Consider the following 24,682-nt stretch of genomic DNA (forward strand, 5'->3'; position numbering starts at 1 on the left):
GTAAGTTAGATTTTATGAAAAAACATATTCCAAACCTTATTACACTTTTAAATCTTTTAAGTGGCTGTATAGCTGTAATTTTTGCTGTTAATGATAATTTGGAGTATGCTGCTTATTTTGTGTTTTTAGGAATCTTTTTTGATTTTTTTGATGGTTTTGCAGCACGTGCTTTAAAAGTACAATCAGAATTAGGATTACAATTAGATTCGTTGGCAGATATGGTTACATCGGGTGTGGTGCCAGGTATTGCCATGTATCAAATGCTGCAGTGGAGTACAGGCGATGTTGTGCCAGACGGCAATGCATATGAGGGTATATCAGATTTGAATTTGGTGCCTGTTATAGGGTTGCTTATCACTTTAGCTTCTGCTTACAGATTGGCTAATTTTAATATAGATACTAACCAAACAAGTTCTTTTATAGGATTGCCTACGCCTGCGAATACTTTATTAATTTTATCATTTCCGTTAATTCTTCAATTTGAAAACGGTGATGGATTGCATGCTTTTATTCTTAATAAATGGTTTTTAATAGGGTTAACGTTGGTATCTTCTTATTTGCTTAATGCCAAGATTCCTTTATTTGCACTAAAGTTTAAAACATACGGATTTAGAACTAATGCAGTTCGTTATATCTTTTTGATATTGGCTGTGTGTATGGCGGTTACAATGCAGTTTATTGCAATTCCTTTTATTATAGTGTTGTATGTAGTATTATCGGTATTAGCTAACCGTTTAAAATGGTAGAATATGGCAGCAGGGGCAAATGGCAAAGACAAAGATAAAGATAAAGAGCACCCATTAAAACCTTTGGGAGTACGCAAGGCAGATAATGCTCCTAAGCGTAAGCCTACTGCAAAAAAAGCAGCTGTAAAAAAAACAACTGCTTCTAAAAATACCGGTAAACGAAAGCCAGTAAAAAAGAAAAAAGAACGTCGTTTCTCGTTCGGTAAACACATTATCTTTCCCATATTTTTAATAGCCCTTCTGTTTGCTGTTTGGCATTATAGGTACGCTTTGTATTATTTTGTTGAGAAGAAAGTTCAGAGGCGTTATGAGGTTTCTTTAACTGATGAAATGCGAATTTTTGATGTGCTGAACAGGCATAATTCACATTTGTATGGTATTGATATTTCTCACTATCAAGGTAAAATTGATTGGGAAGAAAGTTTAAAAATTCAAGATAGCTTTCCGGTTTCTTTTGTTTTTGTGCGTGCTACAGCAGGGAAGGATCTGGAGGATCGAAAATTTAAAGAAAATTGGGAGTCTTTAGAAGATTTAGGAATTATAAAAGGAGCTTACCATTACTACAGACCTAATGAAAACTCAGTACAACAGGCTATTAATTTCATCAATACGGTAAAGTTGAAAAAGGGAGATTTACCTCCTGTTTTAGATATAGAAAATGTGCCCTCTACACAATCTATTGATAGTTTAAAATTGGGCTTACGCCGTTGGCTTACACGAGTAGAAAATCATTATAAAGTAAAACCAATTTTATATAGTGGCGAAGATTTTTATAATCGGTTTTTATATGAAGATTTTGAAGATTATACCATTTGGATAGCCAATTACAATTTTTTTGTAGAGCGTATAGAACCCGATTGGCACTTTTGGCAGTTTACAGATAAGGCTACCATACCAGGATGTAGAGAACCTGTAGACGTAAATGTTTTTAATGGAGATTCTTTGAAGATAAAAAACTTACTAATCCGATAAGTTAGGGGAATAAAAAAAGGAGCAATAAGCTCCTTTAGTATTAATGTGCGTTAAAATCTATTTTCTTTTTACGTAACTCAAAATTTTGTCCTAGATATACTTTTCGTACCATTTCATCGGCAGCAAGATCTTCGGGTATTCCGGCTTTTAAAATACTACCCTCAAACATTAGGTAAGAGCGCTCTGTAATAGCTAGCGTTTCTTGTACGTTGTGGTCGGTAATTAAAATACCAATGTTCTTATTTTTAAGTTGCGCTACAATACGCTGAATGTCTTCTACTGCAACTGGGTCAACCCCTGCAAAAGGTTCATCTAACAGAATAAAACTAGGGTCGGTAGCTAAGGCACGTGCAATTTCAGTTCTACGTCTTTCACCACCTGATAACAAATCACCTCTGTTTTTTCTAATATGATTTAAACTAAACTCATCAATAAGTGCATCCATCTTTTTAAGCTGTTCACCTTTGGTAAGTTTGGTAAGTTGAAGCACACTCATAATATTGTCTTCAATACTCATTTTTCTAAATACTGAAGCTTCTTGAGCCAAATATCCAATTCCATTTTGAGCTCTTTTATACATTGGGTAATTGGTTATTTCTTTATCATCTAAGTAAATTTTTCCACCGTTAGGTTTAATCAATCCTACAATCATATAGAAAGAGGTGGTTTTACCAGCACCATTAGGCCCTAATAAACCAACAATTTCTCCTTTGTTTACTTCCAAAGAAATTCCTTTAACTACCTTACGCCCTTTATAGGCTTTCATTATATTATCTGCTCTTAATTTCATAAAGTGTATTTGGTAATTGGTGTAAAAGTAACCTTTTTATTCTGTTTCCTCCTGTAAGGCATCCCAAAATTCATAAGCTCGGCGTAAATGCGGAATCACTATGGTACCCCCAATTAAGGTGGCAATACTTAATGCTTCTGCTACTTCTTCCGAGTTTAACCCAGCCTCTTTACAAGATTTTAAATGGTATTTTACACAGTCATCGCAACGCAACACAGCAGAGGCTACTAAACCAAGTAATTCTTTGGTTTTTACATTTAAAGCACCTGCGGCAAAAGCGTTGGTATCTAGATTAAAGATTCTTTTTATAATCTTATTATTGTCATTTAGAATACGGTCGTTCATTTTAGACCTGTATGCATCAAATTCTTCTACTAAATTGCTCATTATATGTTTGTCATTTTCTTTTTATCTCTCTTCAAAACGTATGCCGAAATATAGATACTTACTTCATAAAGTATTAAAATAGGTATAGAAACTATAATTTGGCTTATAATGTCAGGTGGGGTAATAATGGCAGATACTAAAAGTACCACTACTACAGCATGTCTTCGGTAAGTTCTTAAAAAGTCTGGTGTAACTAAACCAATCTTTGTAAAGAAGTATATAATGATAGGTAATTCAAAAATAACACCACAGGCTAATACAGAAGATCTTACCAATGATATGTAAGAGTCAAGGTCAATTTTATTCTCTACAGCATTACTTACTTGGTAGGTACCAAAAAAGTTGATGGATAATGGAGAAATTAAAAAGTAACCAAAGGCTGCTCCTAAGAAAAATAAGAAGGAGGTAACAAAAATAAATCCTTTAGCATTTCTTCTTTCTTTTTCATAAAGTCCGGGGCTAATAAATTTCCATAACTCATACGCTAAATAGGGAAATCCTAAGACAATACCAGTCCAGATAGAGGTCCACATATGTGCAGTAAACTGACCTGCCATGGTTCTGTTTTGGATATCAAAACCTATTTCTGTAGTACAAAAAGCATCATCTAATCCAAATTTTTGCGATAAATCACAGAAAAATCTGTAGGTAATAAAATCAGCTTCTTGTGGGCCTAAAATAATGGTGCCAAAAATAAAGTCTTTCATTATAAAGGCTACAATAGCAATAATTAATACTGCTAAAACAGACCTGATAATATGCCAACGTAATTCTTCAAGGTGATCCAGAAACGTCATTTCATCTGGTCCTTTTTTCTGTTTTTTTGCCATTATAAAATACCTTCTTTAATTAAGTCGTGAAGATGTATTACACCAATATATTGGTTGTTTTCTTCTACTAAAAGTTGTGTAATATCGTTTTTTTCCATCATCTCAAGGGCATCAACAGCCAATTCACCTGCTTGAATTCTTTTCGGATTTTCAGACATAATATCAGACGCTTTTAATTGTCCTATATTGTCATGCTTGCTTAGCATTCTTCTAATGTCACCATCTGTTATCACACCAACAATTTTATGGTTTTTTGTCACAGCTGTAACACCAAGAAGTTTTTCAGAGATTTCTACAATGGCATCTTTTATATTAGTTTCAGGGCTTACTTGAGGTATCATATTACCGGAAGCAATGTCTCTAACTCTTAAATACAATTTTTTACCAAGTGCTCCACCAGGGTGAAATTTTGCAAAATCGTTGCTGGTAAAGCCTCTTAATTCTAATAAACAAACCGCTAAAGCATCACCCATTACTAACTGTGTGGTAGTACTTGTAGTAGGGGCAAGGTTGTTAGGGCAGGCTTCTTTTTCAACCATAGCATGTAATACGTAGTCAGATTGTGTGCCTAAAAAAGAATCTCTATTAGCTGTAATAGCAACCAATTTGTTAGTACCGCCCTTTAAAAGCGGAACCAATACTTTGATTTCAGGGGTGTTACCACTTTTAGATAAGCAGATAACAACATCGTCTTTTTGAATAATTCCTAAATCACCATGTATAGCATCTGCGGCATGCATGAAAATAGATGGTGTTCCGGTAGAGTTAAGAGTGGCTACTATTTTGTTGGCAATGATGGCACTTTTACCAACCCCTGTAACTACAACTCTGCCTTTGGCGTTGTATATAAGTTGTACAACTTCTGCAAATTCATCATCTATTAATGAGATAAGATTCTTTACAGCTTCATATTCATTTTCAATAGTTTTCTGTGCAGTAGCTATTATTGATTTTAAATGGCTCAAAATTAATCGGTTTTTTCTGTTTGTATAAACTGAATAATGTGTTATCTTTATTAGTGCAAATGTATGTAAAATAGTAAAAAGATAGCATGAGTTCAGTTGAAATTGACTTGCATAAAGCGCTTAAACATTATTTTGGATTTAATACCTTCAAAGGTCTTCAAGAAGAGGTGATTAAGAGTATAGTTGGGGGGAATAATACTTTTGTGATTATGCCTACCGGTGGTGGTAAATCTTTATGTTACCAGCTACCTGCTCTAGTGAAAGATGGAACTGCAATTGTAGTATCGCCTTTAATTGCGTTAATGAAAAACCAAGTAGATGCCCTTCGAGGAATTTCTTCGGAAGAAGGAATTGCGCATGTACTTAACTCTTCGTTAAACAAAACTGAAATTAAGAAAGTAAAAAGTGATATAAAGGAAGGTGTAACTAAGTTGTTATATGTAGCACCTGAATCACTTACCAAAGATGAGAATATTGAGTTTCTTAGATCTGTTGAAATTTCATTTGTGGCCGTAGATGAAGCGCACTGTATTTCTGAATGGGGACATGATTTTAGGCCAGAGTATAGAAATTTAAGAAATATAATAAAACGTTTAGGTGAAGATATCCCAATTATTGGGTTAACTGCTACTGCAACACCTAAGGTTCAGGAAGATATTTTGAAGAATTTAGGAATGACCGATGCAAATACTTTTAAGGCATCTTTTAACCGCCCTAATTTATTTTATGAGGTACGTCCTAAAACTAAAAATGTAGATGCGGATATTATACGGTTTGTAAAACAAAATGCTGGTAAGTCTGGTGTTATCTATTGTTTAAGTAGAAAACGTGTTGAAGAATTAGCACAAGTATTACAGGTAAATGGTATTTCTGCAGTGCCTTACCATGCAGGGCTAGATGCTAAAACCAGGGCTAAACATCAAGATATGTTTTTGATGGAGGAAGTTGATGTGGTTGTTGCAACTATTGCCTTTGGTATGGGTATTGATAAACCCGATGTTCGTTTTGTAATTCATCATGATATTCCCAAATCTATAGAAAGTTATTACCAAGAAACTGGTAGAGCTGGTAGAGATGGAGGAGAAGGTCATTGTCTTGCTTTCTACTCTTATAAGGATATAGAGAAGTTAGAAAAATTTATGTCGGGTAAACCAGTAGCCGAGCAAGAAATTGGTCATGCTTTATTGCAGGAAATGGTTGCTTATGCCGAAACTTCAATGTCTAGAAGAAAATTTATTCTCCATTATTTTGGAGAAGAATTTGATGCAGTTAATGGTGAAGGGGCTGATATGGATGATAATATTAGAAACCCTAAGAAAAAGACCGAAGCTAAAGACGAAGTTGTTACTTTAATAAAAATTGTAGGTGATACAAAACAAAAGTATAAACCAAAAGAAATTGTAAATACTTTAGTTGGAAAGGTAAACGCTTTAATAAAATCTCATAAAACAGATGATCAGCCATTTTTTGGGATTGGTAAAAATCACGACCCTAAATTTTGGATGGCTTTAATTAGACAGGCGCTTGTAGCAGGTTTATTGAAGAAAGATATTGAAACCTATGGAGTGCTTTTCTTGACAGATGCAGGAAGGGCTTTTGTAGAAAATCCGCATTCTTTTATGATGACGGAAGACCATACATATGAAGAAGCCAATGATGATACCATTGTAACTGCTGGTAAAAGTGCTGGAGGTGCGGCAGATGAGCGTTTGCTAGGAATGCTGAAAGACTTACGGAAAAAAGTAGCTAAAAAACTAGGAGTTCCTCCGTTTGTAGTTTTTCAAGATCCTTCTTTAGAAGATATGGCATTGAAATATCCTATGACTATTGAAGAACTTGGTTCTGTGCATGGTGTAGGAGAAGGGAAGGCTAAAAAATATGGTAAAGATTTTGTTCAATTTATAACCCAATACGTAGATGATAATGATATTACCAGACCAGATGATTTGGTGGTAAAAAGTACGGGTGCAAATTCTTCTTTAAAGTTATTTATTATTCAAAGTGTTGATAGGAAATTATCCCTTGAGGATATAGCTTCTGCAAAGGGCTTAGATATGAACGACTTTATTAAAGAGATGGAACAGATTGTTTACAGTGGTACTAAACTTAATATAACCTATTGGATTGATGAAATTTTAGATGAAGACCAACAAGAAGAATTACACGACTATTTCTTGGAAGCTGAATCTGATAAAATATCAGTAGCAATGGATGAGTTTGATGGTGATTATGAAGATGAAGAAATAAGATTGTACCGTATTAAATTTATAAGTGATGTTGCTAATTAATTTAGTGCAGAAATAATAAGTTTTGATTGAACTAAAAAAGCCTCATTATTTAATAATGAGGCTTTTTTAGTATTTATATAATTACTAATAAATGTCTTAGACTTATCTAGTAATTAAAAGACTTGTTCAGTTATTTTACTTATAATGCAGAAAATAATTGATTCATTTTTTCTCTTTCTTCATCTGCTAAAGCAGGGTCAACTAAAATACGTCCACTATGCTCATCAGTAATAATCTTTTTACGAGAAGAGATTTCCATCTGAATTTGTGGAGGGATAGTGAAGAAAGATCCACCAGAAGCACCTCTTTCAATAGATACTACTGCTAATCCGTTTTTAACACTACCTCTAATACGCTTATAAGCGCTCACCAATCTTGGTTCAATTGAATTTTCGTATTCTGCAGACTTTTCAATTAAAGCTTGCTCTTCTTTTTCAGTTTCACCTAAGATAGCATCTAACTCATCTTTTTTGTGTTGTAAGTGAGTTTCTCTTTCAGAAAGACGCTCTTTAGTTGTAGAAATAACTTCTTTCTTTTGTTCAACCTGAGCTTTAAACTCACGGATGTGTTTTTCAGCAAGTTGAATTTCTAATTCTTGAAATTCAATTTCTTTAGAAATAGAGTTGTACTCTCTGTTATTTCTAACATTTTTTTGCTGCTCGTTATACTTTTTAATTAAAGTTTTAGCTTCTTCAATTAAATTTTTTCTGTTACTTATTTGCTCGTTTAGAGTTTCTAACTCATTGTTAAGCTTAACCATACGAGTTTTTAAACCTTCTACTTCATCTTCAAGATCTTCTACTTCTAAAGGTAATTCTCCACGTACGTTTCGTATCTCATCAATTCTGGAGTCAATTAATTGTAAGTCATAAAGTGCTCTCAGCTTCTCTTCTACGGTAACTTCTGTTTTTTTTGTCATGTCTTATAAATACTTGATGGGATTCGTATTTGTTGTTGATAAAATGATTGCAAAATTAGGAAAAATTTTTGTAAGATACTCAACTAATAAATTTTTTGTAAACTGCTCACTTTCATAATGGCCTATATCGGCTATGATCATCTTGTTTTCAGCTTTGTAAAATTCATGATATTTTACGTCTCCTGTAATGTAAATGTCTGCTCCTGCACTAATTGCATTTGTAATAGCAAATGCACCGCTACCACCTAAAACTGCAACTTTTTGTATGGGTTTATTTAAAAGGGCTGAATGTCTTATGCAAGAAACGTTCATTTTTTCTTTTAAATAGGTTAAAAAGTCTTCTTCTGTCATAGCCTTGCTAAGTTCTCCAATCATACCCATACCAATGTGTTGGTTGTTGTTTTCTAAGGTGGTTACCTCGTAGGCTACCTCTTCGTAAGGATGTGTATTAAATAGTGCTTTGAGTATTTGTTGCTCTAAATGTTTAGGGTAGGTAACCCCTATTTGTACTTCCTTTTCAAAATGTAATGTTCCTTTTTCACCAATTTGCGGATTGGAGTCTTCATTACCTTTAAAGGTTCCAGTGCCCTCTATTGCAAAGCTGCAATTATCATAATTACCTAAACTGCCCGCACCTGCATTGAAAAGAGCATTTCTTAGTTGCTCTGCATCTCTTGTAGGTACAAAGGTTATTAGTTTTTTGATAGTACCTTTTTGCGGAATTAAAACAGAACGATTTTGTAATTCCAAAACATCACAAATTCTGCCATTAACACCATTAAAAACATTATCTAATGCTGTATGCATTGCATAAATGGCTATGTTGTTTTGTATTGCTTTAATTACAACACGTTCTACATAGTTTTTTCCAGTGATTTTTTTTAGTCCTGAAAAAATAATAGGGTGAAAGCTAACAATTAGATTGCAGTTTTTCTCTATAGCTTCGTCTACAACAGCTTCTAAAGTGTCTAGTGTAACCAGTACTCCCGTTACTTCGGTAGATGCTTCGCCTACCAAAAGGCCAACATTATCAAAACCTTCTGCGTAGTTTAACGGAGCTAGCTGTTCAATATGGTTTATTACGTTTTGTACAGTCATAAATAAGAATTCAAAAGGTACAAAAATAAATCTTTTTCAGTACGCATAAAATAAGTTAATTTCGCTTTTATAATTAATGATTTATGAAGGTATTACGATTTTTACTTTTTCCCATAACTGTTCTATATGGTATGGTTGTATGGTGTAGAAATTTATTATTTGACTATGGTGTATTAAAAAGTAAATCGTACGATTTTCCTATTATTGTGATAGGTAATCTAAGTGTTGGTGGTACTGGTAAAACACCTATGACAGCGTACGTTCTGGATGTTTTAGGAGTTACCTATAAGACTGGGGTGTTAAGTAGAGGATATAAAAGAAAGTCTGAGGGATTTGTTTTGGCTGATAATGCTGTAACAGCCGATGAAATAGGGGATGAGCCGTACCAATTATATTCAGATTTTCCTGAAGCAATTGTTGCTGTAGATGCTGATAGACAACATGGTATTGCTACCTTAAAAGAGAAAAATACATTACCAGAGGTGCTTATTTTAGATGATGCTTACCAGCATAGAAAAGTAAAAGCTGGTTTTTATGCTTTGTTAACTACGTATGACAGGTTGTATATTAACGACTTTATGTTACCAACGGGGAATTTACGAGATACTAAAAATCAAGCAAAGCGGGCCAGTTGTATAATTGTTACCAAGTGTCCTCATTATATTACGGAAGAAGAGAAAGCAAAAGTAAAGCAAAAACTTGGCGCTAATCAACCTGTATATTTCACCACTATTAGTTATAGTGATACTGTTGTAAATGAGCATTCAGAAATACCTTTAAAGAATTTTAAAGATAAAGCATTTACACTGGTTACTGGTATAGCAAAACCAGCGTATTTGGTGAATCATTTAAAATCTGAAGGGTTACAGTTTAATCATTTAGATTTTCCAGACCATCATAATTTTACCGATAAAGAAATTGCGTTATTGGCAGAACAAGAATGCATTATTACCACCCAAAAAGACTATGTTAGGATAAAGGATAAAATTTCTAAAGTTTATTACTTACCTATTAAAACAAAGTTTTTAGGAGCAGAGGAAGCCTTTGTTAATCAATTACACGAATTTATAAGCTCTTATAAATAATTAAGACTCTTGATTAAATCTAATATTTTCTAGAATGTTCTTAGCTATTTTCTTGTAGAATTCATCTGGCTTAAATGGTTTGGTTACAATGTCATTACAACCAACTTCATAAAAGTCTTCTGTATTTTCATCTAAAGAAATTGCAGTTAAGGCAATGATAGGTATTTTAGTGTCAAACTTTCTAATTTCTTGGGTAGCTTTTAAACCACTAATTCCAGGCATATGAATATCCATTAATATGGCATCATAAGTGTTTTCTTTAGCTTTTTCTATAGCAATGTAACCATCATCTGCAATATCACAAGTAATATTTTTCTGGGTTAACATTTTTCTAGTAATAACCTGGTTTATTTTGTTGTCTTCTACTAGTAATAAGTGAAGATCTTTAATAATATCGTCTGTGTTAAGTTCATCAACAATTTCTTCAGGTACAATCTCAAGGTCTTTAGCTTTCTCAAAATTAATATCAAAGTAGAATGAGCTACCTTCGCCTATTTTACTTTGTAAAGAAATCTGACTATTTAGAAGTTCTAAAAGACTTTTTACAATGTTAAGTCCTAAACCTGTACCGCCATATTTTCTGTTAATTTGAATAGATCCTTGCGAGAAACTTTCAAAAATATTTTTCTGTACCTCGTCTGAAATTCCGATACCATTATCGTTTATTTCAAAATGAATATTGATGTGCGTTTCAGTTTCGTGTAGAATTCTAGCAACTAAATTTACTTCTCCATTTTCTGTAAACTTAATAGCATTACCAACAAGGTTAATGAATATTTGAGACAATTTAAGTGGGTCTCCTATCAATTGAGGAGGTATTCCATTGTCTACTTTTAGTTGCATTACATTATTACTCTCTTTAGAGGTTTGCTGAAGGGAGTTAATAACGTCAGACATTATTTCTTCTAAATTGAAGGGTACATTTTGTATGGTTAATTTTTTCGCTTCAATTTTATTTATCTGAAGAATATCATTTATAAAAGTTAATAGATATTCACCTGAGAATTTTAAAGATTTTAAGTGCTCCTTTTGGTTTTCGGTAGGGTTTTCTTGTAGCAACAAATGGGTTAAACCGGTAACTGCATACAAGGGTGTTCTTAACTCATGACTTACCGTAGATAGAAATTGCGTTTTAGCTTTCATAGCTTTTTCTGCATTCTCTTTGGCTCTAAGTAATTCGTTATTCTTCTTTACTAATAGTTCGTTAGTTTTAAGCTTAATCTTATTATTTCTGTATAGAGAAACCGTAAGAAGCGATATAATAATTAGCAGTGCAGAAGAAAATATAGAGGTGTAGTTAGATTTGCTTAACTTCTCGTTATTTTCTATATTTTGTTGGTTAATAGATTCAATTAACTTGTTCTGAAATTCAATTTCAGATTGGTCTGCATATACATCTTGGTTGTCTAGAACAGAGTTGTCAAACTCTTTATTAAGTTCTTGTTCATATTTGTTTGCATATAGTAGCGCTTGTTCGAAATCTCCTTTGCTTTTGTAGATGTCGCTATATAGCTTATATGTTTTTGTAAGGATCTTCTTAAAATTAAAAATTTCGCCATATTCTCTAGCCTTGTCAGCGTTTAATTCTGCCTTTTGTAGTTGGTTTGTAGCCAGATATGCCTGCCCTAAAAACAAATACCCCAGATTAGTTAAATAATCTTGTTCGTATTTGTTTTTTACGGGTAATGATTTTTCAAAAAGTGGAATAGCACTATGATATTCACCCGAAAGATGCAGCAGTAATCCTTGAGTAAAAACAATGTTAGATTTAAATTCCTTTAAGTTGTTTTTAGATAATATAGAAGCACTTTTTTTTAGTAATTTTTCAATTGCATCCTTATTCTCTATATTTTGATTGATGAGTATTTGAGCCTTAATAATATTGCTCATAGCAATAAGATAATCATTATTACTTTGCGTAAACTCAGAGTGTGCTACATCAATAAATTTAAGAGCTTTATCATATCTTTTCAAATTTTCATTGGTTTCTGCTAAAACCAAATGAGCAATTCCTGAATATTCTATATTCTCTTCAGTTTCAGAAATTTCAAGTAGAATATTAGCTTTCTCTAAAGCAAGTTCATAGTTCCCTTGGTTTTTGTAGATAAAAATATCAGAAATAAGTAAGGGTATACTATCATTTTGGCTCTGAGTAGCATAACTCTCAAAGGAAAATGTTAGGGAAATGAGAAAGAAAAAATATTTTAAAAAACTAAACTTCATTAATTACTAAAAAAATAGTATCCAAATATAGCAATATTATGACATATAATTAATTAAGTCAATAATTCTGTTAGAATATCCAACTTCATTATCGTACCAACCAATGATTTTTACCATTTTATCAATAACAGATGTCATTTGTGCGTCAAATAAACAAGAATGTGAATTGTTTACTACATCAATAGAAACGATTGGGTCTTCCGTATATTGTAAAATACCTTCTAGGTAAGTTTCAGAAGCATTTTTAAAAGCGTTGTTAATGGTATCTATAGAAATTTCTTTAGTTACATTAAAGGTTATATCTGTCATAGAACCATCTGGTACGGGTACCCTAATACCGCATCCTCCCATTACATCTGATAGGTTAGGGAAAATTTTTGTGAGTGCTTTTGCTGCTCCGGTAGTAGTGGGTACTATAGATTGCCCTGCTGCTCTAGCTCTTCTTAAATCTCTATGTGGTTGGTCATGTAAACTTTGGTCTGTGGTGTATGAGTGAATTGTAGTTATATATGCTTGCTCAATACCACATAAATCATTAATCACCTTAATCATTGGTGCAGCATTGTTTGTGGTGCATGAAGCATTGGAAACAATGTCTTCACTTCCATCAAGTATATGTTGGTTAACCCCTAAAACAATCATTTTAATACTATCATCCTCCGGCGGAACGGATAGAATTACTTTTTTAGCACCATTGTTTATATGGTGTTTTAATAAGTTTCTGGTTTTATGTTTTCCTGTAGCTTCTACTACAATATCTACATGGTAAGGAGACCAATCTAATTGTGTAATGTCTTTTTCGTTTAATAATGGAATCTTCACTCCATCATTAATAATGTGCTTTTCGTCATAGGTTACCGTATGCGGTAGTACGCCATGAATACTGTCGTATTTTAATAAATGACTTAACGTTCTTGAGTCTGCTAAATCATTAATAGCAACAACCTCTATGTTAGGGTTGTTTTGTAAAAGTCTGCAAAGGGTTCTTCCTATTCGTCCAAAGCCATTAATGGCAATTCTAGTTTTTTTCATTACCTGTAAAGACAAAAAATCCTGCTGAATCTAAATAAAGCAGGATTTATTTATACGTTATAAATATACTATTCAATATGTTTATGTGCCTTATATGAAGATCTTACCAAAGCTCCACTTTCTACATGGCGGAAACCAAGTTCTTTACCTATATCTTCATATTTCTTAAACTGATCCGGAGTAATAAACTGTTTTACCGGTAAGTGTTTCTTAGAAGGTTGTAGGTACTGACCAATGGTAACAATATCAACATTGTTTTCTTTAAGGTCATGTAACGTTTCAATCACTTCTTCTTCTTTTTCCCCAAGCCCAAGCATAATACCAGATTTAGTTCTGTTAATACCTTGATCTTTTAAATATTTTAAAACTTGTAAGCTTCTGTCGTATTTCGCCTGAATTCTAACTTCACGCGTAAGTCTTCTCACAGTTTCCATATTATGAGAAACTACTTCAGGACTTACTTCTACAATACGGTCTATATGTCTTTCTATACCTTGAAAATCTGGAATTAGCGTTTCCATGGTAGTAGTTGGGTTCATTCTTCTAACAGCTTTTACGGTTTCTGCCCAAATGATAGACCCCATGTCTTTAAGGTCATCTCTGTCTACAGAGGTAATAACTGCGTGCTTAATATTCATTAATTTAATAGAGCGAGCTACTTTTTCAGGCTCTTCCCAGTCAATAGTTTCGGGTCTACCAGTTTTAACACCACAAAATCCGCAGCTTCTAGTACATATATTTCCTAGTATCATAAAGGTAGCAGTACCCTCTGCCCAACATTCTCCCATATTAGGGCAGCTTCCCGAAGTACAGATGGTATGTAAATCATATTTATTTACAAGACCTCTTAACTCGGTATATTTTTTACCTGTAGGTAACTTAACACGTAACCATTTAGGTTTGTTTTTAGCAGGCGCTGTATTGCTTATCGTCTCTGTACTCATACATTCAACTTTTGAGAAGCAAAGATACAAACTATAAAATTATTACAATAACGGATTATGATGGGTTTTTAAAAGAACTGAATTACGTACCAAATGCCAAAACCAATTAAGAAAATAATACCACTATAACTTAAAATTCTTAACAATATTCCTGGTTGCCAGCTTTTTGGGGTATGCTTAGAAGTTATTAAAGCATAGTTTATAATGGCATAAAAGGGTGCTGTAACAAAAGAGAGTACTGTGGCTATTTGAACAAGAACTTTCATTTCGGACAGGAAGAAAAGAAAAATTGCCATGGTGCCTAATACCAATATAATCATCCAAATTGCATACGAATGTTTTATCTTTTTACCGCTAAGCAGTTCAAAAGAGCTTGCCATTACACGTGGGGAGGCATCGGTAGTAGTTAGGGTAGTACTAAACATGGTGGTAAAAGCAGCAATTGCAATTAAGTAATAGGTGCTATCTCCTAAATGTGTGGTGTACATATTAATTAACTGCGAAGCAAAAACGGCTGCCTTTGAGCTAAATGTTTCTTCTGCATTGTACATAATTAAAGCTCCTAAACCAATAAAAAGTAGTCCGATAATGGTGGCTGCAATATAGCCAATATTAAAGTCTATCATTGAGGTTTTGGATGGCGTGCTAGAAGCGGTTTTTTGTTTTTCTAGTGTCCACATAGATTGCCATATAGAAACATCAATAGGAGCGGGCATCCATCCCATAAATGCAATAAGAAAAGCTATCCCCGCAGTACCACTAGGTATTACTTGCTCAAAGCTAAATTGGTGCTCGGTTTTAAAAATAGCCATGACAAGTGCAATAACTGTAGAAATGGTTAATGTGGTCACAATAACCTTCATTAAAGTATCTAACAGTTTATACTTACCTATAATTAAAACCAATACACATATTAGCGTAACTATAAAACTCCACGTAATTACATCAATAGAAATGTTGAATAAATTTGCAGCCAGACCTGCTGTTACTATGGTAACAGCAGTTTGTATGGTAAACATAGTAGCTATGTTTAATATAAAATATACCCAAAGCACCCAAGGGCTTAATTTATAATACCCTTTTAAAATACTCTCTCCTGTAGCAAGTGAATATTGTGGTGCAAATCTAAAAAACGGATACTTAAATAAATTTACCAAAATAAGTGCCCATACAAGTCCAAAGCCAAATTCGGCTCCTGCTTTGGTAGATTGTACTAAGTGAGAAACTCCAATTGCTGCGCCGGCAAAAAGAATTCCCGGTCCGAGTTTTTTGAGAATTCCCATGGTTTATTTTTTCTTAATAATCTCTGCTAGTAACTTTTTAGCTCTTAGAAGTTTTACCTTTACGTTGTTAATAGGTTCTTCTATAGTTTCTGAAATTTCTTCATACGTCATTTCTTGAAAATAACGCAATTGAATCATTTCTTGATAGTGAGGTTTTAACTTTTTAATATACTTAAGCAATTTGGCAAGATTCTGTTCTTGTATAAGTATATCTTCAGCAGTAGGGGCGTCGTCTGGCACGTTAAAAATAGCATCATCACTTGCCTGAATAGCCTTGTGGGCTATGCTGCTTTTTCGTTTTCTAATTAAGTCAATATGTAAATTTTTAGAAATGGTCATTAACCAAGTTTTAAATTCATATTGCTCATTAAACGTATCTATTTTATCAAAAGCTTTAGAGAAAGTTTGAATGGTAATATCTTCAGCATCATTTTCATTCTTGGTACGGGTAAGCTGAAACCCATATACATCATTCCAGTAGGTGTCTAAAAGAAACCTAAAAGCATTCTGATCTCCCTTTTTAGCAAGCTGAATACTTAGTTGAATTCGTTCTGATTTTATTTCCAATCTACTGGTTTTGAAATGATGTTAGCAATAAAAATAAAAAACTGGAAGAAAAGTAATAATAACTCATAAATAGGTAAAAGCCATATTAGTCTAGTTTCTTGTAGTTTTTTGGCTGAAAAACCAATGACAAGGTACTGAATTAAAAATCTGAAACCTACAATAGCACCTAAATATATGAATTGATATTGAAACGTTAAAAGTGTGATGGCTAGTATCCAAAATAAAAGTTGTGATACGTAAAAAAGACCTAGGGTAAATTTATGTTTTTTCTTGTAATACTTAGCAGTAGATATGTGTCTTCTTTTTTGAGCTATCCAACTAATGAAAGTTGTTTTTGGGGTAGAGCTAGTAAAAGACTCAGGACTAAAACAAATGGCAGTATTTTTTTTTGTAGCAGCTTCATTTACAAATAAATCATCGTCACCACTTCTTACGTGCATATGATTGGCAAAACCATTGTGCTTTACAAATTCATTTTTATGATAGGCTAAGTTTCTGCCAACTCCCATATAGGGCATGCCTATTTTTGCTAAAGAAAAATATTGCATAGCGGTTAATAGGGTTTCGTACCTTACTAGAGCGTTTAAAAGTGAATTTTTAACTCTGTTGTAGGCTCCGTATCCTAAAACAATAGTTTTATCTGCTGTAAAATTATTTACAATTTCTTGTAGCCATAGGTTAGAGGCAGGTTTGCAATCGGCATCACTAAATACCAAATAATCATAACTGGTAACTTTAATGCCTAGTACTAATGCATATTTCTTCTTTCCCCAAAAGGTTTCGTTATGGGCTACATTTACTATTTTAATATTGCCATGCTTTTCTGCAAATTCCTCCATTACCTCTAGTGTGTCATCACTAGAAATATCATTGATTAATACCAATTCAAATTTTTTAAAATTTTGATTGATAAAATGTGGGAGGTTTTCTCGTAAATTATCGGCTTCATTTTTAGCGCAGATAATTACAGATACAGGAACTTCTTTACGACTAGCGGTGTCTTTTGAAGATAGAAAAGCAAAATTACTGAAAATGCCCAGGTAGTAAATGGCTTGTATTGCTACAATAACACAAAGGGCATAAAATAAAGCTGTAACCATTCGTTGGGTTTACAGTTAGTTTTGGAATTTTTCCTGATTTCTACATTCTTGTTCTTCCGGCATTTTACCGCAAAAACTACATGCTTCACCATCTTTGTTAAGGTAAGGACTTTGACTAGCACAAGTACCGGCAAATTTACCGTCTTTTTTAGCCCAAATCTTAATTGCGATTCCTGCAAAAGCTAAGGCTAGTAATATTGCGGTTATGATAAATACTTGCATAATAAATGTCTTTTAATTTATAAGGCAAAGATAACTAATTAAGAGAAAAACCTAAAATAAATGCTATTAAACTATGTTAACTTCGGCTTCTATAGGAATATTGAATTTTTCAGTTACTGTTTTTATAATGTTTTTAGCTAACTCTAAAATTTCAGAACCTGTTGCATTTCCGTAGTTTACAAGCACTAAAGCTTGGTTTTTATGTACACCGGCATCGCCAAAACGTTTGCCTTTAAAACCACTTTGTTCAATAAGCCATCCCGCTGGTATTTTATATTCGTTTTCAGATACTTTATAAAAAGGAGCGTTAGGATATTCTTTTTGAAATGCAGTAAACCTATTTTTATCTACTACGGGGTTTTTAAAAAAACTACCACTATTTCCTATTTCTTTAGGGTTGGGTAGTTTGCTTTCTCTAATTGTAATTACAGCATCAGAGATGTCTTTAATAGTTGGTGAGGTTACACCATTGGTAGCTAATTGTTGTTGTATAGCTCCATAAGCTGTATGAAGAATATGGTTGGTGTTTGTTAGTTTAAAAGTAACATTGGTTATGATAAACTTGCCCTTTTCTTGCTTTTTAAAAACAGACTCTCTATAACCAAACTCACAATCTTCTTTAGTAAAAACACGTTTTTTACCAGTGCTAATTTCTAATGCTTCACAAGAGTAAAATACATCTTTTAGTTCTACTCCGTAGGCGCCAATGTTTTGTACAGGAGAAGTTCCTACGTTACCAGGGATGAGTGATAGGTTTTCAACCCCGCCTAGGTTGTGGTTAATGCACCATATTACAAATTCATGCCAATTTTCGCCAGCATTTACTTTTATTAGTGCATACTCGTTGTTGCTTTCTAATGTAGTAATCCCTTTAATATTAACATGAATTACCAGTTTATCTACATCTTGAGTAAGTAGCATATTGCTGCCGCCTCCTAAAATAAATTTAGGGGTTTCTTTGTGGTAGGTTAAAACCTCTTTTAATTCGTTTTCAGAATTGATGCTAACAAACTGTTTTGCGCTAGCATCAATTCCGAATGTGTTATAAGGTTTTAAAGATATATTTTCTAGTAGCTTCATGCGTTAGGATATACCTTTAGTGCTTCTTTTAATATGTTAGCAGCTTTTACAAGTAGTTCTTTCTTTAAAACATACGCAAAACGTACTTCGTCTTGGCCTATATTAGGAGAAGAGTAGAATCCGGCTGCAGGTGCCACCATAATAGTTTCACCATCTAAGTCAAAACTTTCCAGTAACCATTGTGCAAAATCATCAGCATTTTTTACTGGTAACTTTACAATGCAATAAAAGGCTCCTTTGGGTTTAGCAACGCTAACCCCTTCAATTTGCTCTAATGCTTCAACTAAAGTGTTTCTGCGCTCAACATATTCTGTAATTACATCATCAAAATAGCTTTGCGGAGTATCTAATGCAGCTTCACAAGCAATTTGTGCTAAGGTAGGAGGTGATAATCTTGCTTGTGCAAATTTTAAAGCCGTAGTAATAACAGCTTTATTTTTAGAAACTAAACAACCTATACGTGCGCCGCACATACTATATCTTTTAGATACAGAATCTATAATAATAGCATTGTCATCAATACCTTCTTCTTGTAAAATAGAGTAGTGTTCTGCACCATCATAAGTAAATTCTCTATATACTTCGTCAGCAATAATAAAAAGGTCGTGTTTTTTTACTAGGGCTGCTAATTTTTTAATTTCCTCTTTAGAGTATAGGTAACCAGTAGGGTTTCCTGGGTTACAAATTAGGATAGCTTTAGTTTTAGGAGAAATCAATTTTTCAAATTCCTCAATAGGAGGTAAGGCAAAGTTATCTTCAAATTTAGAAACAACAGGAACTACTTTAATATTTGCAGAGGTAGCAAAACCATTGTAGTTAGCATAAAATGGCTCTGGAATTATAATTTCATCCTCAGGATCTGCTATGGTACCAAGTGCAAAAAGTAATGCTTCAGAACCACCAGTGGTAACAATAATATCTTCTGCTTTTACATCAATGTTACATTTTTTGTAGTACGCAGCTATTTTTTCTCTGTAGGTTTCAGAACCTTCACTTCTGCTGTATTCTAATACTTCTATAGTACTGTTTTTTACAGCGTCAATTGCAATTTCAGGAGTTTTAATGTCTGGTTGTCCTATGTTTAAGTGGTACACTTTGGTACCTCTTTTTTTAGCATCCTCAGCATAAGGTACTAATTTTCTAATAGGTGATTCGGGCATATGTATACCCTTAATAGATATAGCAGGCATTTATTTGAATTTAAAAATACTGATGTTGCAAAGTTATTTTTTCATTGTAAATGCTAAAATGGATTTCGATTTTTTTTTGTAAATTCAATAAAAAAGGTAAAATGTATTGGGTGAAGCTTGTTACAATGGGGGTGTTGTTGAGTATTTCCGCACAGATATATGCACAGCCTTTTTCTTTTCAGAGCGATAAATCTTACGAAGAATTTCATTTTAAGTCTAAAGGCAATCTTATTTTTTTACCGGTAGTGGTAAATGGTGTAGAAATGAATTTTATTCTAGATTCTGGAGTTAATAAAACGGTGATACTTAGTTTAAGTAAGGTAGACTCTTTACCGTTAAATCATGTTGAAGAAATGTTTTTAACAGGGTTGGGGAGTAAAGAGCCTTTTAAGGTGGTGTACTCAGAAAATAATACCATTAAAATAGGGAATCTGGTAGATACTCATCACGAGGTGTTTATACTTATAGATGAAGCTTCTGATTTTAGTAGGTTTTTGGGAGTAGAGGTACACGGAATTATTGGGTATGATATTTTGAAAGATTTTATAGTGGAGATTGATTATGATAAGGAGTTGATTCGGTTTTATCCGGAAGAAAAGTATAAGAAAAGAAAGAAGCGGAAGGAAGTAGAGTTGCCTATTGAGTTTTTTAAGCGGAAACCATATGTGACTGCCGAGGTTGGTTTGGCTGATAAAGAGTTGAAGCAGGTTACACTTTTGTTAGATACAGGCAGTAGCGATGCGGTTTGGTTGTTTAAGAGTGATACTATACAAGTAACCGAACCTAATTTTTCAGATTATTTAGGAGTGGGACTTTCGGGAGATATTGTTGGTAAACGTACAAAAATCCCCACTTTTGGTTTGGGCGGTATGTTTGAGCTCAACGAAGTTAAGTGCGCGTTTCCGGATACGGAATACATGATTAATTTAAAACGAGATGACTATAGTAACGGTAGTATAGGGGCAGAATTATTAAGTAGATTTTTGGTTACCATTAATTATAAAGAAAAGTGGGTTAGGTTGCGTAAGGGGCATCATTATAAAAAACCATTTTATTATAATATGAGTGGTATTATTGTGCGGCATAACGGAGTGCGCTTTGTAGAAGAGCATATAAGTAATGGTAGTAGAAGGTATGACCAAAATGCTTCTCAGGGTGTTACCAATACTGTTAATTATACTTCTTTTTTTCAAGAGCAAGTGCAGTATCATTTAACGGAGGCTATAGAAATAGCAGAGTTAAGGGAGGGGTCTCCGGCAGCAATAGCAGGTTTGCGAAAAGGGGATGTGTTACTGCGTATTAATAATAAAGTAATAACCAACCAGTCTATGGAAGAAATTCAGGAGTTGTTGAATACTAAGCCTGGTAAAAAAATTAAGTTGCTAGTGAATAGAGGAGGAGAAGAAATGAAATTTGTATTTATACTAAAAAAGCTGTTGTAAAACAGCTTTTCTTATTATTTCTTATCCATTACAGATGTTTTCTTCATTAAAACACTTTCTTCTTTTTTATCGTCAACGGTACCTTTAATTCGTAAAGCTATTGTTGGAGCGTTTTTAGCATTAGAGTGTACGGTAATGGTTTTAGATATTGGCCCTACACGGGTGGTGTTATATTTTACTTCTATAACTCCGGTTTTACCTGGAGCAATGGGTTCTTCTGGTTTTTTAGGTATGGTACATCCGCAGCTAGAGTATACGTTGGTAATTACTAGAGGTGCTTCTCCGGTATTGGTAAACTCAAAAGTTCTAATACCATTACTACCTTTAGCAATAGTGCCATAATCAATTTCTTGTGTAGTAAACTCAATATTAGCTACTTTTTCTTGGGCGTAGGTTATACCAGAAAATAGGCATACTAAGAATAATAGGTAAAAGTTTTTCATGGTGATAAGATTAGTGATGTAAATGTAGCTAGTTTCTTCTAATCATCAAAATATATTAATTGCTTTTAAAATCATATAGATATAGCTACTTTTGCAAACTATATTGAAAAAAGTAAACCAACATGGAAATTCCTTCTAAGTACGAAGCAACGACTATTGAGAATAAATGGTATGACTACTGGATGCAACATAATTACTTCCATTCAGAGCCAGATGAGCGTACGCCATATACTATAGTAATACCGCCACCAAACGTTACAGGTGTATTGCACATGGGGCATATGCTTAACAATACCATTCAAGATGTGCTTATTCGTAGAGCACGTTTAAAGGGTATGAATGCTTGCTGGGTGCCGGGTACAGACCACGCATCTATTGCTACCGAAGCAAAAGTAGTAGCTAAATTAAAAGAAGAAGGAATTCAGAAAGCTGACCTTACGCGTGAAGAGTTTATGAAACATGCTTGGGAATGGACCGATAAGCATGGAGGTATTATTTTAGAGCAGTTGAAAAAATTAGGGTGCTCTTGTGATTGGGATAGAACTAAGTTTACCCTTGATGACGATATGTACGCTTCGGTTGTAAAAGTATTTGTTGACTTATATAACAAAGGACTTATTTACCGTGGGTACCGTATGGTAAACTGGGATCCGGAGGCTAAAACTACCTTGTCTGATGAAGAGGTTATTTATGAAGAGCGTCAAGGGCATTTGTATTATTTAGCATATCCTATTGAAGGAAGTGATGAAAAAGTAACCATTGCTACTACCAGACCCGAAACTATTTTAGGTGATACCGCTATTTGTATTAACCCTAATGATGAGCGTTATACTCATTTAAAAGGTAAAAAGGCTATTGTGCCATTAGTTAATAGAGTAATTCCTATTATTGAAGATGAGTATGTAGATATTGAGTTTGGTACTGGTTGTTTAAAGGTAACTCCTGCACACGACGAGAATGATAAGAACTTAGGAGAAAAACATAACTTAGAGGTTATTGATATTTTTAATGCTAACGCTACCCTTAATTCTTTTGGTTTACATTATGAAGGGAAAGATCGTTTTGTGGTTAGAAAAGAGATAGCAAAAGAGTTAGAAGAAAAAGGGTTTTTAGTAAAAACAGAAACGCACTTAAATAAAGTTGGTACTTCAGAAAGAACCAAGGCTGTTATTGAACCAAGACTATCAGACCAGTGGTTCTTGAAAATGGAAGATTTGGTAAAACCTGCATTAGAAGCTGTGTTAGGTTCTGAAGAGGTGAAGTTATTCCCTAAGAAGTTTGAGAATACTTACCGCCATTGGATGGAGAATATTAGAGACTGGAATATTTCTCGTCAGTTATGGTGGGGACAGCAAATACCTGCTTTTTACTATGGAGATGGTAAAGAAGATTTTGTAGTAGCTGAAACATTAGAGAAAGCACTTGAACTTGCAAAAGAGAAAACAGGAAATGCTACCTTAGTAGCAGCAGATTTAAAGCAAGATGAAGATGCTTTAGATACATGGTTTTCTTCTTGGTTATGGCCAATTAGTGTTTTCAATGGTATATTAGAGCCAGAAAATAAAGAAATTGAATACTACTACCCAACAAATGATTTAGTTACCGGACCAGATATTTTATTTTTCTGGGTGGCACGTATGATTATTGCAGGGTATGAGTTTAGAGATAAAAAGCCTTTTACAAATGTATATTTGACAGGTTTGGTACGTGATAAGCAACGTAGAAAAATGTCAAAATCTTTAGGGAATTCACCAGATGCATTAAAGTTAATTGAAGATTATAGTGCAGATGGAGTACGTGTAGGGTTATTATTAAGTTCTGCTGCTGGTAACGATTTATTGTTTGATGAGGCACTTTGCCAACAAGGAAAAGGCTTTGCTAACAAAATTTGGAATGCCTTTAGATTGGTAAAAGGTTGGGAGGTAGATGCTACCATTGAGCAACCAGAAGCTTCTAAAATAGCTGTTAAGTGGTATGCTAACAAACTGCAGAAAACACTTGTGGAGATTGAAGATCATTTTAGTAAGTACCGTATATCAGATGCTTTAATGGCGTCTTATAAATTGGTATGGGATGATTTCTGTTCATGGTTGTTAGAAATGGTAAAACCTGCTTACCAAAAACCAATAGATGCTACTACTTTTAAAGAAGTGATTGCATTGTTTGAAGATAATCTTAGAATTTTACATCCGTTTATGCCATTCTTAACAGAAGAAATTTGGCAATACATTGAGACAAGAGATAAGGATGAGGCATTAATAGTTGCAAAATGGCCAGAAATAACTTCTTATGATGAAGAGATGTTAAATGCTTTTGATTTTGCTGCTGAGGTTGTTTCTGGTATTAGAACCATTAGAAAAGAAAAGAATATACCTAATAAAGATAGTTTAGAGTTGTCCATTTTAAATGGAGAACAAGTGGCTAAAGATTTTGATTGTGTAATTCAGAAGCTTGGAAATATAACTGAGTTAAGTTATGTAGATGAGCAAGTGGAAGGTGCTTTATCTTTCCGTGTAAAATCTAATGAATATTTTATACCTGTGGCTGGTGCTATTGATGTAGAAGCAGAAATAGAAAAGCTAAAAGGAGAATTAAAGTATGCTGAAGGATTCTTAAATTCTGTGCGTAAGAAACTCTCTAATGAGCGTTTTGTAAATAATGCACCTGATAATGTAGTGGCAATAGAAAGAAAGAAAGAAGCAGATGCTTTGGCAAAGATAGAAACTATAAAAGCAAGTTTGGCTAACTTAAGCTAGATTAAAACTATAGAAATTAAAAAAGGCTTTTCGTTAGAAAAGCCTTTTTTGTTTTATAATGAGTTAAAATATTTATTTACACAGTTTACATAATTTTGTTTTGCCTCGTTAGTGTCCATCTCTTGCACTTGAAATAGCGCATTTGCCTTAAAGGCATTAATTAATGGTGTTTTACTACCAGGACCATTGTTGTCTCTTGTAGCTATTTTAAAGTATGCATAAAGCCTTAGTAATACATCTGCCGGAAATGGCTCTTGATGACTATTTACTCGCTCTACAGCAGCCTTAAAATCAGCTTCTAAATCTTTGTTCATAGTCAT

At 33.6% G+C, this 24,682-nt stretch carries 23 protein-coding genes; 6 read left to right on the forward strand and 17 right to left on the reverse strand.

Features of this window, described 5'->3' with window-relative positions:
* Positions 1 to 14: 14 nt before the first annotated feature.
* Positions 15 to 746, forward strand: coding sequence for a CDP-alcohol phosphatidyltransferase family protein (locus Y10_RS16330; RefSeq protein ID WP_281766494.1), 732 nt, complete (start codon positions 15 to 17; stop codon positions 744 to 746).
* Between the two features lie 3 nt (positions 747 to 749).
* Positions 750 to 1,718 carry a glycoside hydrolase family 25 protein gene (locus Y10_RS16335; protein ID WP_281766495.1) on the forward strand — a complete coding sequence of 323 codons (969 nt, stop codon included), beginning with the start codon at positions 750 to 752 and terminating at the stop codon, positions 1,716 to 1,718.
* A gap of 40 nt (positions 1,719 to 1,758) precedes the next feature.
* Here the strand turns inward: Y10_RS16335 and lptB are convergent, their stop codons facing one another.
* From lptB to Y10_RS16355, 4 genes are read right to left on the reverse strand one after another with little or no spacing between them, the layout of a single operon-like run.
* Positions 1,759 to 2,508, reverse strand: a complete 750-nt coding sequence (lptB, locus tag Y10_RS16340) for an LPS export ABC transporter ATP-binding protein (protein WP_281766496.1) — start codon at positions 2,506 to 2,508, stop codon at positions 1,759 to 1,761.
* A 36-nt stretch (positions 2,509 to 2,544) separates the two neighbouring features.
* Positions 2,545 to 2,895 (reverse strand): carboxymuconolactone decarboxylase family protein, encoded by a 351-nt coding sequence (locus tag Y10_RS16345; RefSeq protein WP_281766497.1) that lies wholly within the window; start codon positions 2,893 to 2,895, stop codon positions 2,545 to 2,547.
* The gene (gene tatC / locus Y10_RS16350) at positions 2,895 to 3,725 is read right to left on the reverse strand and encodes a twin-arginine translocase subunit TatC (RefSeq protein ID WP_281766498.1); all 831 of its coding nucleotides are present in this window, start codon (positions 3,723 to 3,725) and stop codon (positions 2,895 to 2,897) included. The genes Y10_RS16345 and tatC overlap by 1 nt, the downstream gene beginning before the upstream one ends.
* Positions 3,725 to 4,690, reverse strand: a complete 966-nt coding sequence (locus Y10_RS16355) for a KpsF/GutQ family sugar-phosphate isomerase (protein WP_281766499.1) — start codon at positions 4,688 to 4,690, stop codon at positions 3,725 to 3,727. The genes tatC and Y10_RS16355 overlap by 1 nt, the downstream gene beginning before the upstream one ends.
* A gap of 86 nt (positions 4,691 to 4,776) precedes the next feature.
* On the opposite strand from Y10_RS16355, the gene recQ reads away from it, so the two are divergent.
* Entirely contained in the window at positions 4,777 to 6,978 is a 2,202-nt protein-coding gene (gene recQ / locus Y10_RS16360; RefSeq protein ID WP_281766500.1) for a DNA helicase RecQ, read from the forward strand.
* Positions 6,979 to 7,117: 139 nt separating this feature from the next.
* Here recQ and Y10_RS16365 read toward each other — a convergent pair whose 3' ends face one another.
* Both Y10_RS16365 and Y10_RS16370 read right to left on the reverse strand, forming a co-directional pair.
* A complete protein-coding gene (locus Y10_RS16365; RefSeq protein WP_281766501.1) occupies positions 7,118 to 7,897 on the reverse strand; it encodes a zinc ribbon domain-containing protein in 780 nt (259 codons plus the stop codon).
* 3 nt (positions 7,898 to 7,900) lie between these two features.
* Complete coding sequence (locus Y10_RS16370) at positions 7,901 to 8,995, reverse strand: Nif3-like dinuclear metal center hexameric protein (protein ID WP_281766502.1); 1,095 nt, start codon at positions 8,993 to 8,995, stop codon at positions 7,901 to 7,903.
* Between the two features lie 83 nt (positions 8,996 to 9,078).
* Here Y10_RS16370 and lpxK point away from each other — a divergent pair, with 83 nt between their 5' ends.
* A complete protein-coding gene (gene lpxK / locus Y10_RS16375; protein ID WP_281766503.1) occupies positions 9,079 to 10,080 on the forward strand; it encodes a tetraacyldisaccharide 4'-kinase in 1,002 nt (333 codons plus the stop codon).
* On the opposite strand, the gene Y10_RS16380 is transcribed toward lpxK, so the two are convergent.
* From Y10_RS16380 to Y10_RS16420, 9 genes are all read right to left on the reverse strand, one after another.
* The gene (locus Y10_RS16380; protein WP_281766504.1) at positions 10,081 to 12,303 is read right to left on the reverse strand and encodes a tetratricopeptide repeat-containing hybrid sensor histidine kinase/response regulator; all 2,223 of its coding nucleotides are present in this window, start codon (positions 12,301 to 12,303) and stop codon (positions 10,081 to 10,083) included.
* Between the two features lie 36 nt (positions 12,304 to 12,339).
* Positions 12,340 to 13,335: a type I glyceraldehyde-3-phosphate dehydrogenase gene (gap, locus tag Y10_RS16385; RefSeq protein WP_281766505.1), complete on the reverse strand. Its 996-nt coding sequence runs from the start codon at positions 13,333 to 13,335 to the stop codon at positions 12,340 to 12,342.
* Positions 13,336 to 13,403: 68 nt separating this feature from the next.
* The gene (gene lipA / locus Y10_RS16390) at positions 13,404 to 14,279 is read right to left on the reverse strand and encodes a lipoyl synthase (RefSeq protein WP_281766506.1); all 876 of its coding nucleotides are present in this window, start codon (positions 14,277 to 14,279) and stop codon (positions 13,404 to 13,406) included.
* 68 nt (positions 14,280 to 14,347) lie between these two features.
* Positions 14,348 to 15,562, reverse strand: a complete 1,215-nt coding sequence (locus tag Y10_RS16395; protein WP_281766507.1) for an Nramp family divalent metal transporter — start codon at positions 15,560 to 15,562, stop codon at positions 14,348 to 14,350.
* Between the two features lie 3 nt (positions 15,563 to 15,565).
* Positions 15,566 to 16,129, reverse strand: coding sequence for an RNA polymerase sigma factor (locus Y10_RS16400; RefSeq protein WP_281766508.1), 564 nt, complete (start codon positions 16,127 to 16,129; stop codon positions 15,566 to 15,568).
* Positions 16,120 to 17,229 carry a glycosyltransferase gene (locus Y10_RS16405; protein ID WP_281766509.1) on the reverse strand — a complete coding sequence of 370 codons (1,110 nt, stop codon included), beginning with the start codon at positions 17,227 to 17,229 and terminating at the stop codon, positions 16,120 to 16,122. The genes Y10_RS16400 and Y10_RS16405 overlap by 10 nt, the downstream gene beginning before the upstream one ends.
* 15 nt (positions 17,230 to 17,244) lie before the next feature.
* Complete coding sequence (locus Y10_RS16410; protein WP_281766510.1) at positions 17,245 to 17,451, reverse strand: membrane or secreted protein; 207 nt, start codon at positions 17,449 to 17,451, stop codon at positions 17,245 to 17,247.
* A gap of 66 nt (positions 17,452 to 17,517) precedes the next feature.
* Entirely contained in the window at positions 17,518 to 18,531 is a 1,014-nt protein-coding gene (gene murB, locus Y10_RS16415) for a UDP-N-acetylmuramate dehydrogenase (protein WP_281766511.1), read from the reverse strand.
* Positions 18,528 to 19,721 carry a pyridoxal phosphate-dependent aminotransferase gene (locus Y10_RS16420; protein ID WP_281766512.1) on the reverse strand — a complete coding sequence of 398 codons (1,194 nt, stop codon included), beginning with the start codon at positions 19,719 to 19,721 and terminating at the stop codon, positions 18,528 to 18,530. Before Y10_RS16420 ends, murB begins: the two co-directional genes overlap by 4 nt.
* 101 nt (positions 19,722 to 19,822) lie before the next feature.
* Here Y10_RS16420 and Y10_RS16425 point away from each other — a divergent pair, with 101 nt between their 5' ends.
* Positions 19,823 to 21,163 (forward strand): aspartyl protease family protein, encoded by a 1,341-nt coding sequence (locus Y10_RS16425; protein WP_281766513.1) that lies wholly within the window; start codon positions 19,823 to 19,825, stop codon positions 21,161 to 21,163.
* Between the two features lie 14 nt (positions 21,164 to 21,177).
* Here Y10_RS16425 and Y10_RS16430 read toward each other — a convergent pair whose 3' ends face one another.
* The gene (locus Y10_RS16430) at positions 21,178 to 21,606 is read right to left on the reverse strand and encodes a DUF1573 domain-containing protein (protein ID WP_281766514.1); all 429 of its coding nucleotides are present in this window, start codon (positions 21,604 to 21,606) and stop codon (positions 21,178 to 21,180) included.
* A 122-nt stretch (positions 21,607 to 21,728) separates the two neighbouring features.
* Between Y10_RS16430 and Y10_RS16435 the strand changes: the two genes are divergently transcribed.
* The gene (locus Y10_RS16435) at positions 21,729 to 24,362 is read left to right on the forward strand and encodes a valine--tRNA ligase (RefSeq protein WP_281766515.1); all 2,634 of its coding nucleotides are present in this window, start codon (positions 21,729 to 21,731) and stop codon (positions 24,360 to 24,362) included.
* Positions 24,363 to 24,415: 53 nt separating this feature from the next.
* Here the strand turns inward: Y10_RS16435 and Y10_RS16440 are convergent, their stop codons facing one another.
* The gene (locus tag Y10_RS16440; RefSeq protein WP_309297844.1) at positions 24,416 to 24,676 is read right to left on the reverse strand and encodes an acyl-CoA-binding protein; all 261 of its coding nucleotides are present in this window, start codon (positions 24,674 to 24,676) and stop codon (positions 24,416 to 24,418) included.
* Positions 24,677 to 24,682 lie beyond the last annotated feature (6 nt).

This window comes from Neptunitalea lumnitzerae (assembly GCF_027924185.1).
Lineage (GTDB): Bacteria > Bacteroidota > Bacteroidia > Flavobacteriales > Flavobacteriaceae > Neptunitalea > Neptunitalea lumnitzerae.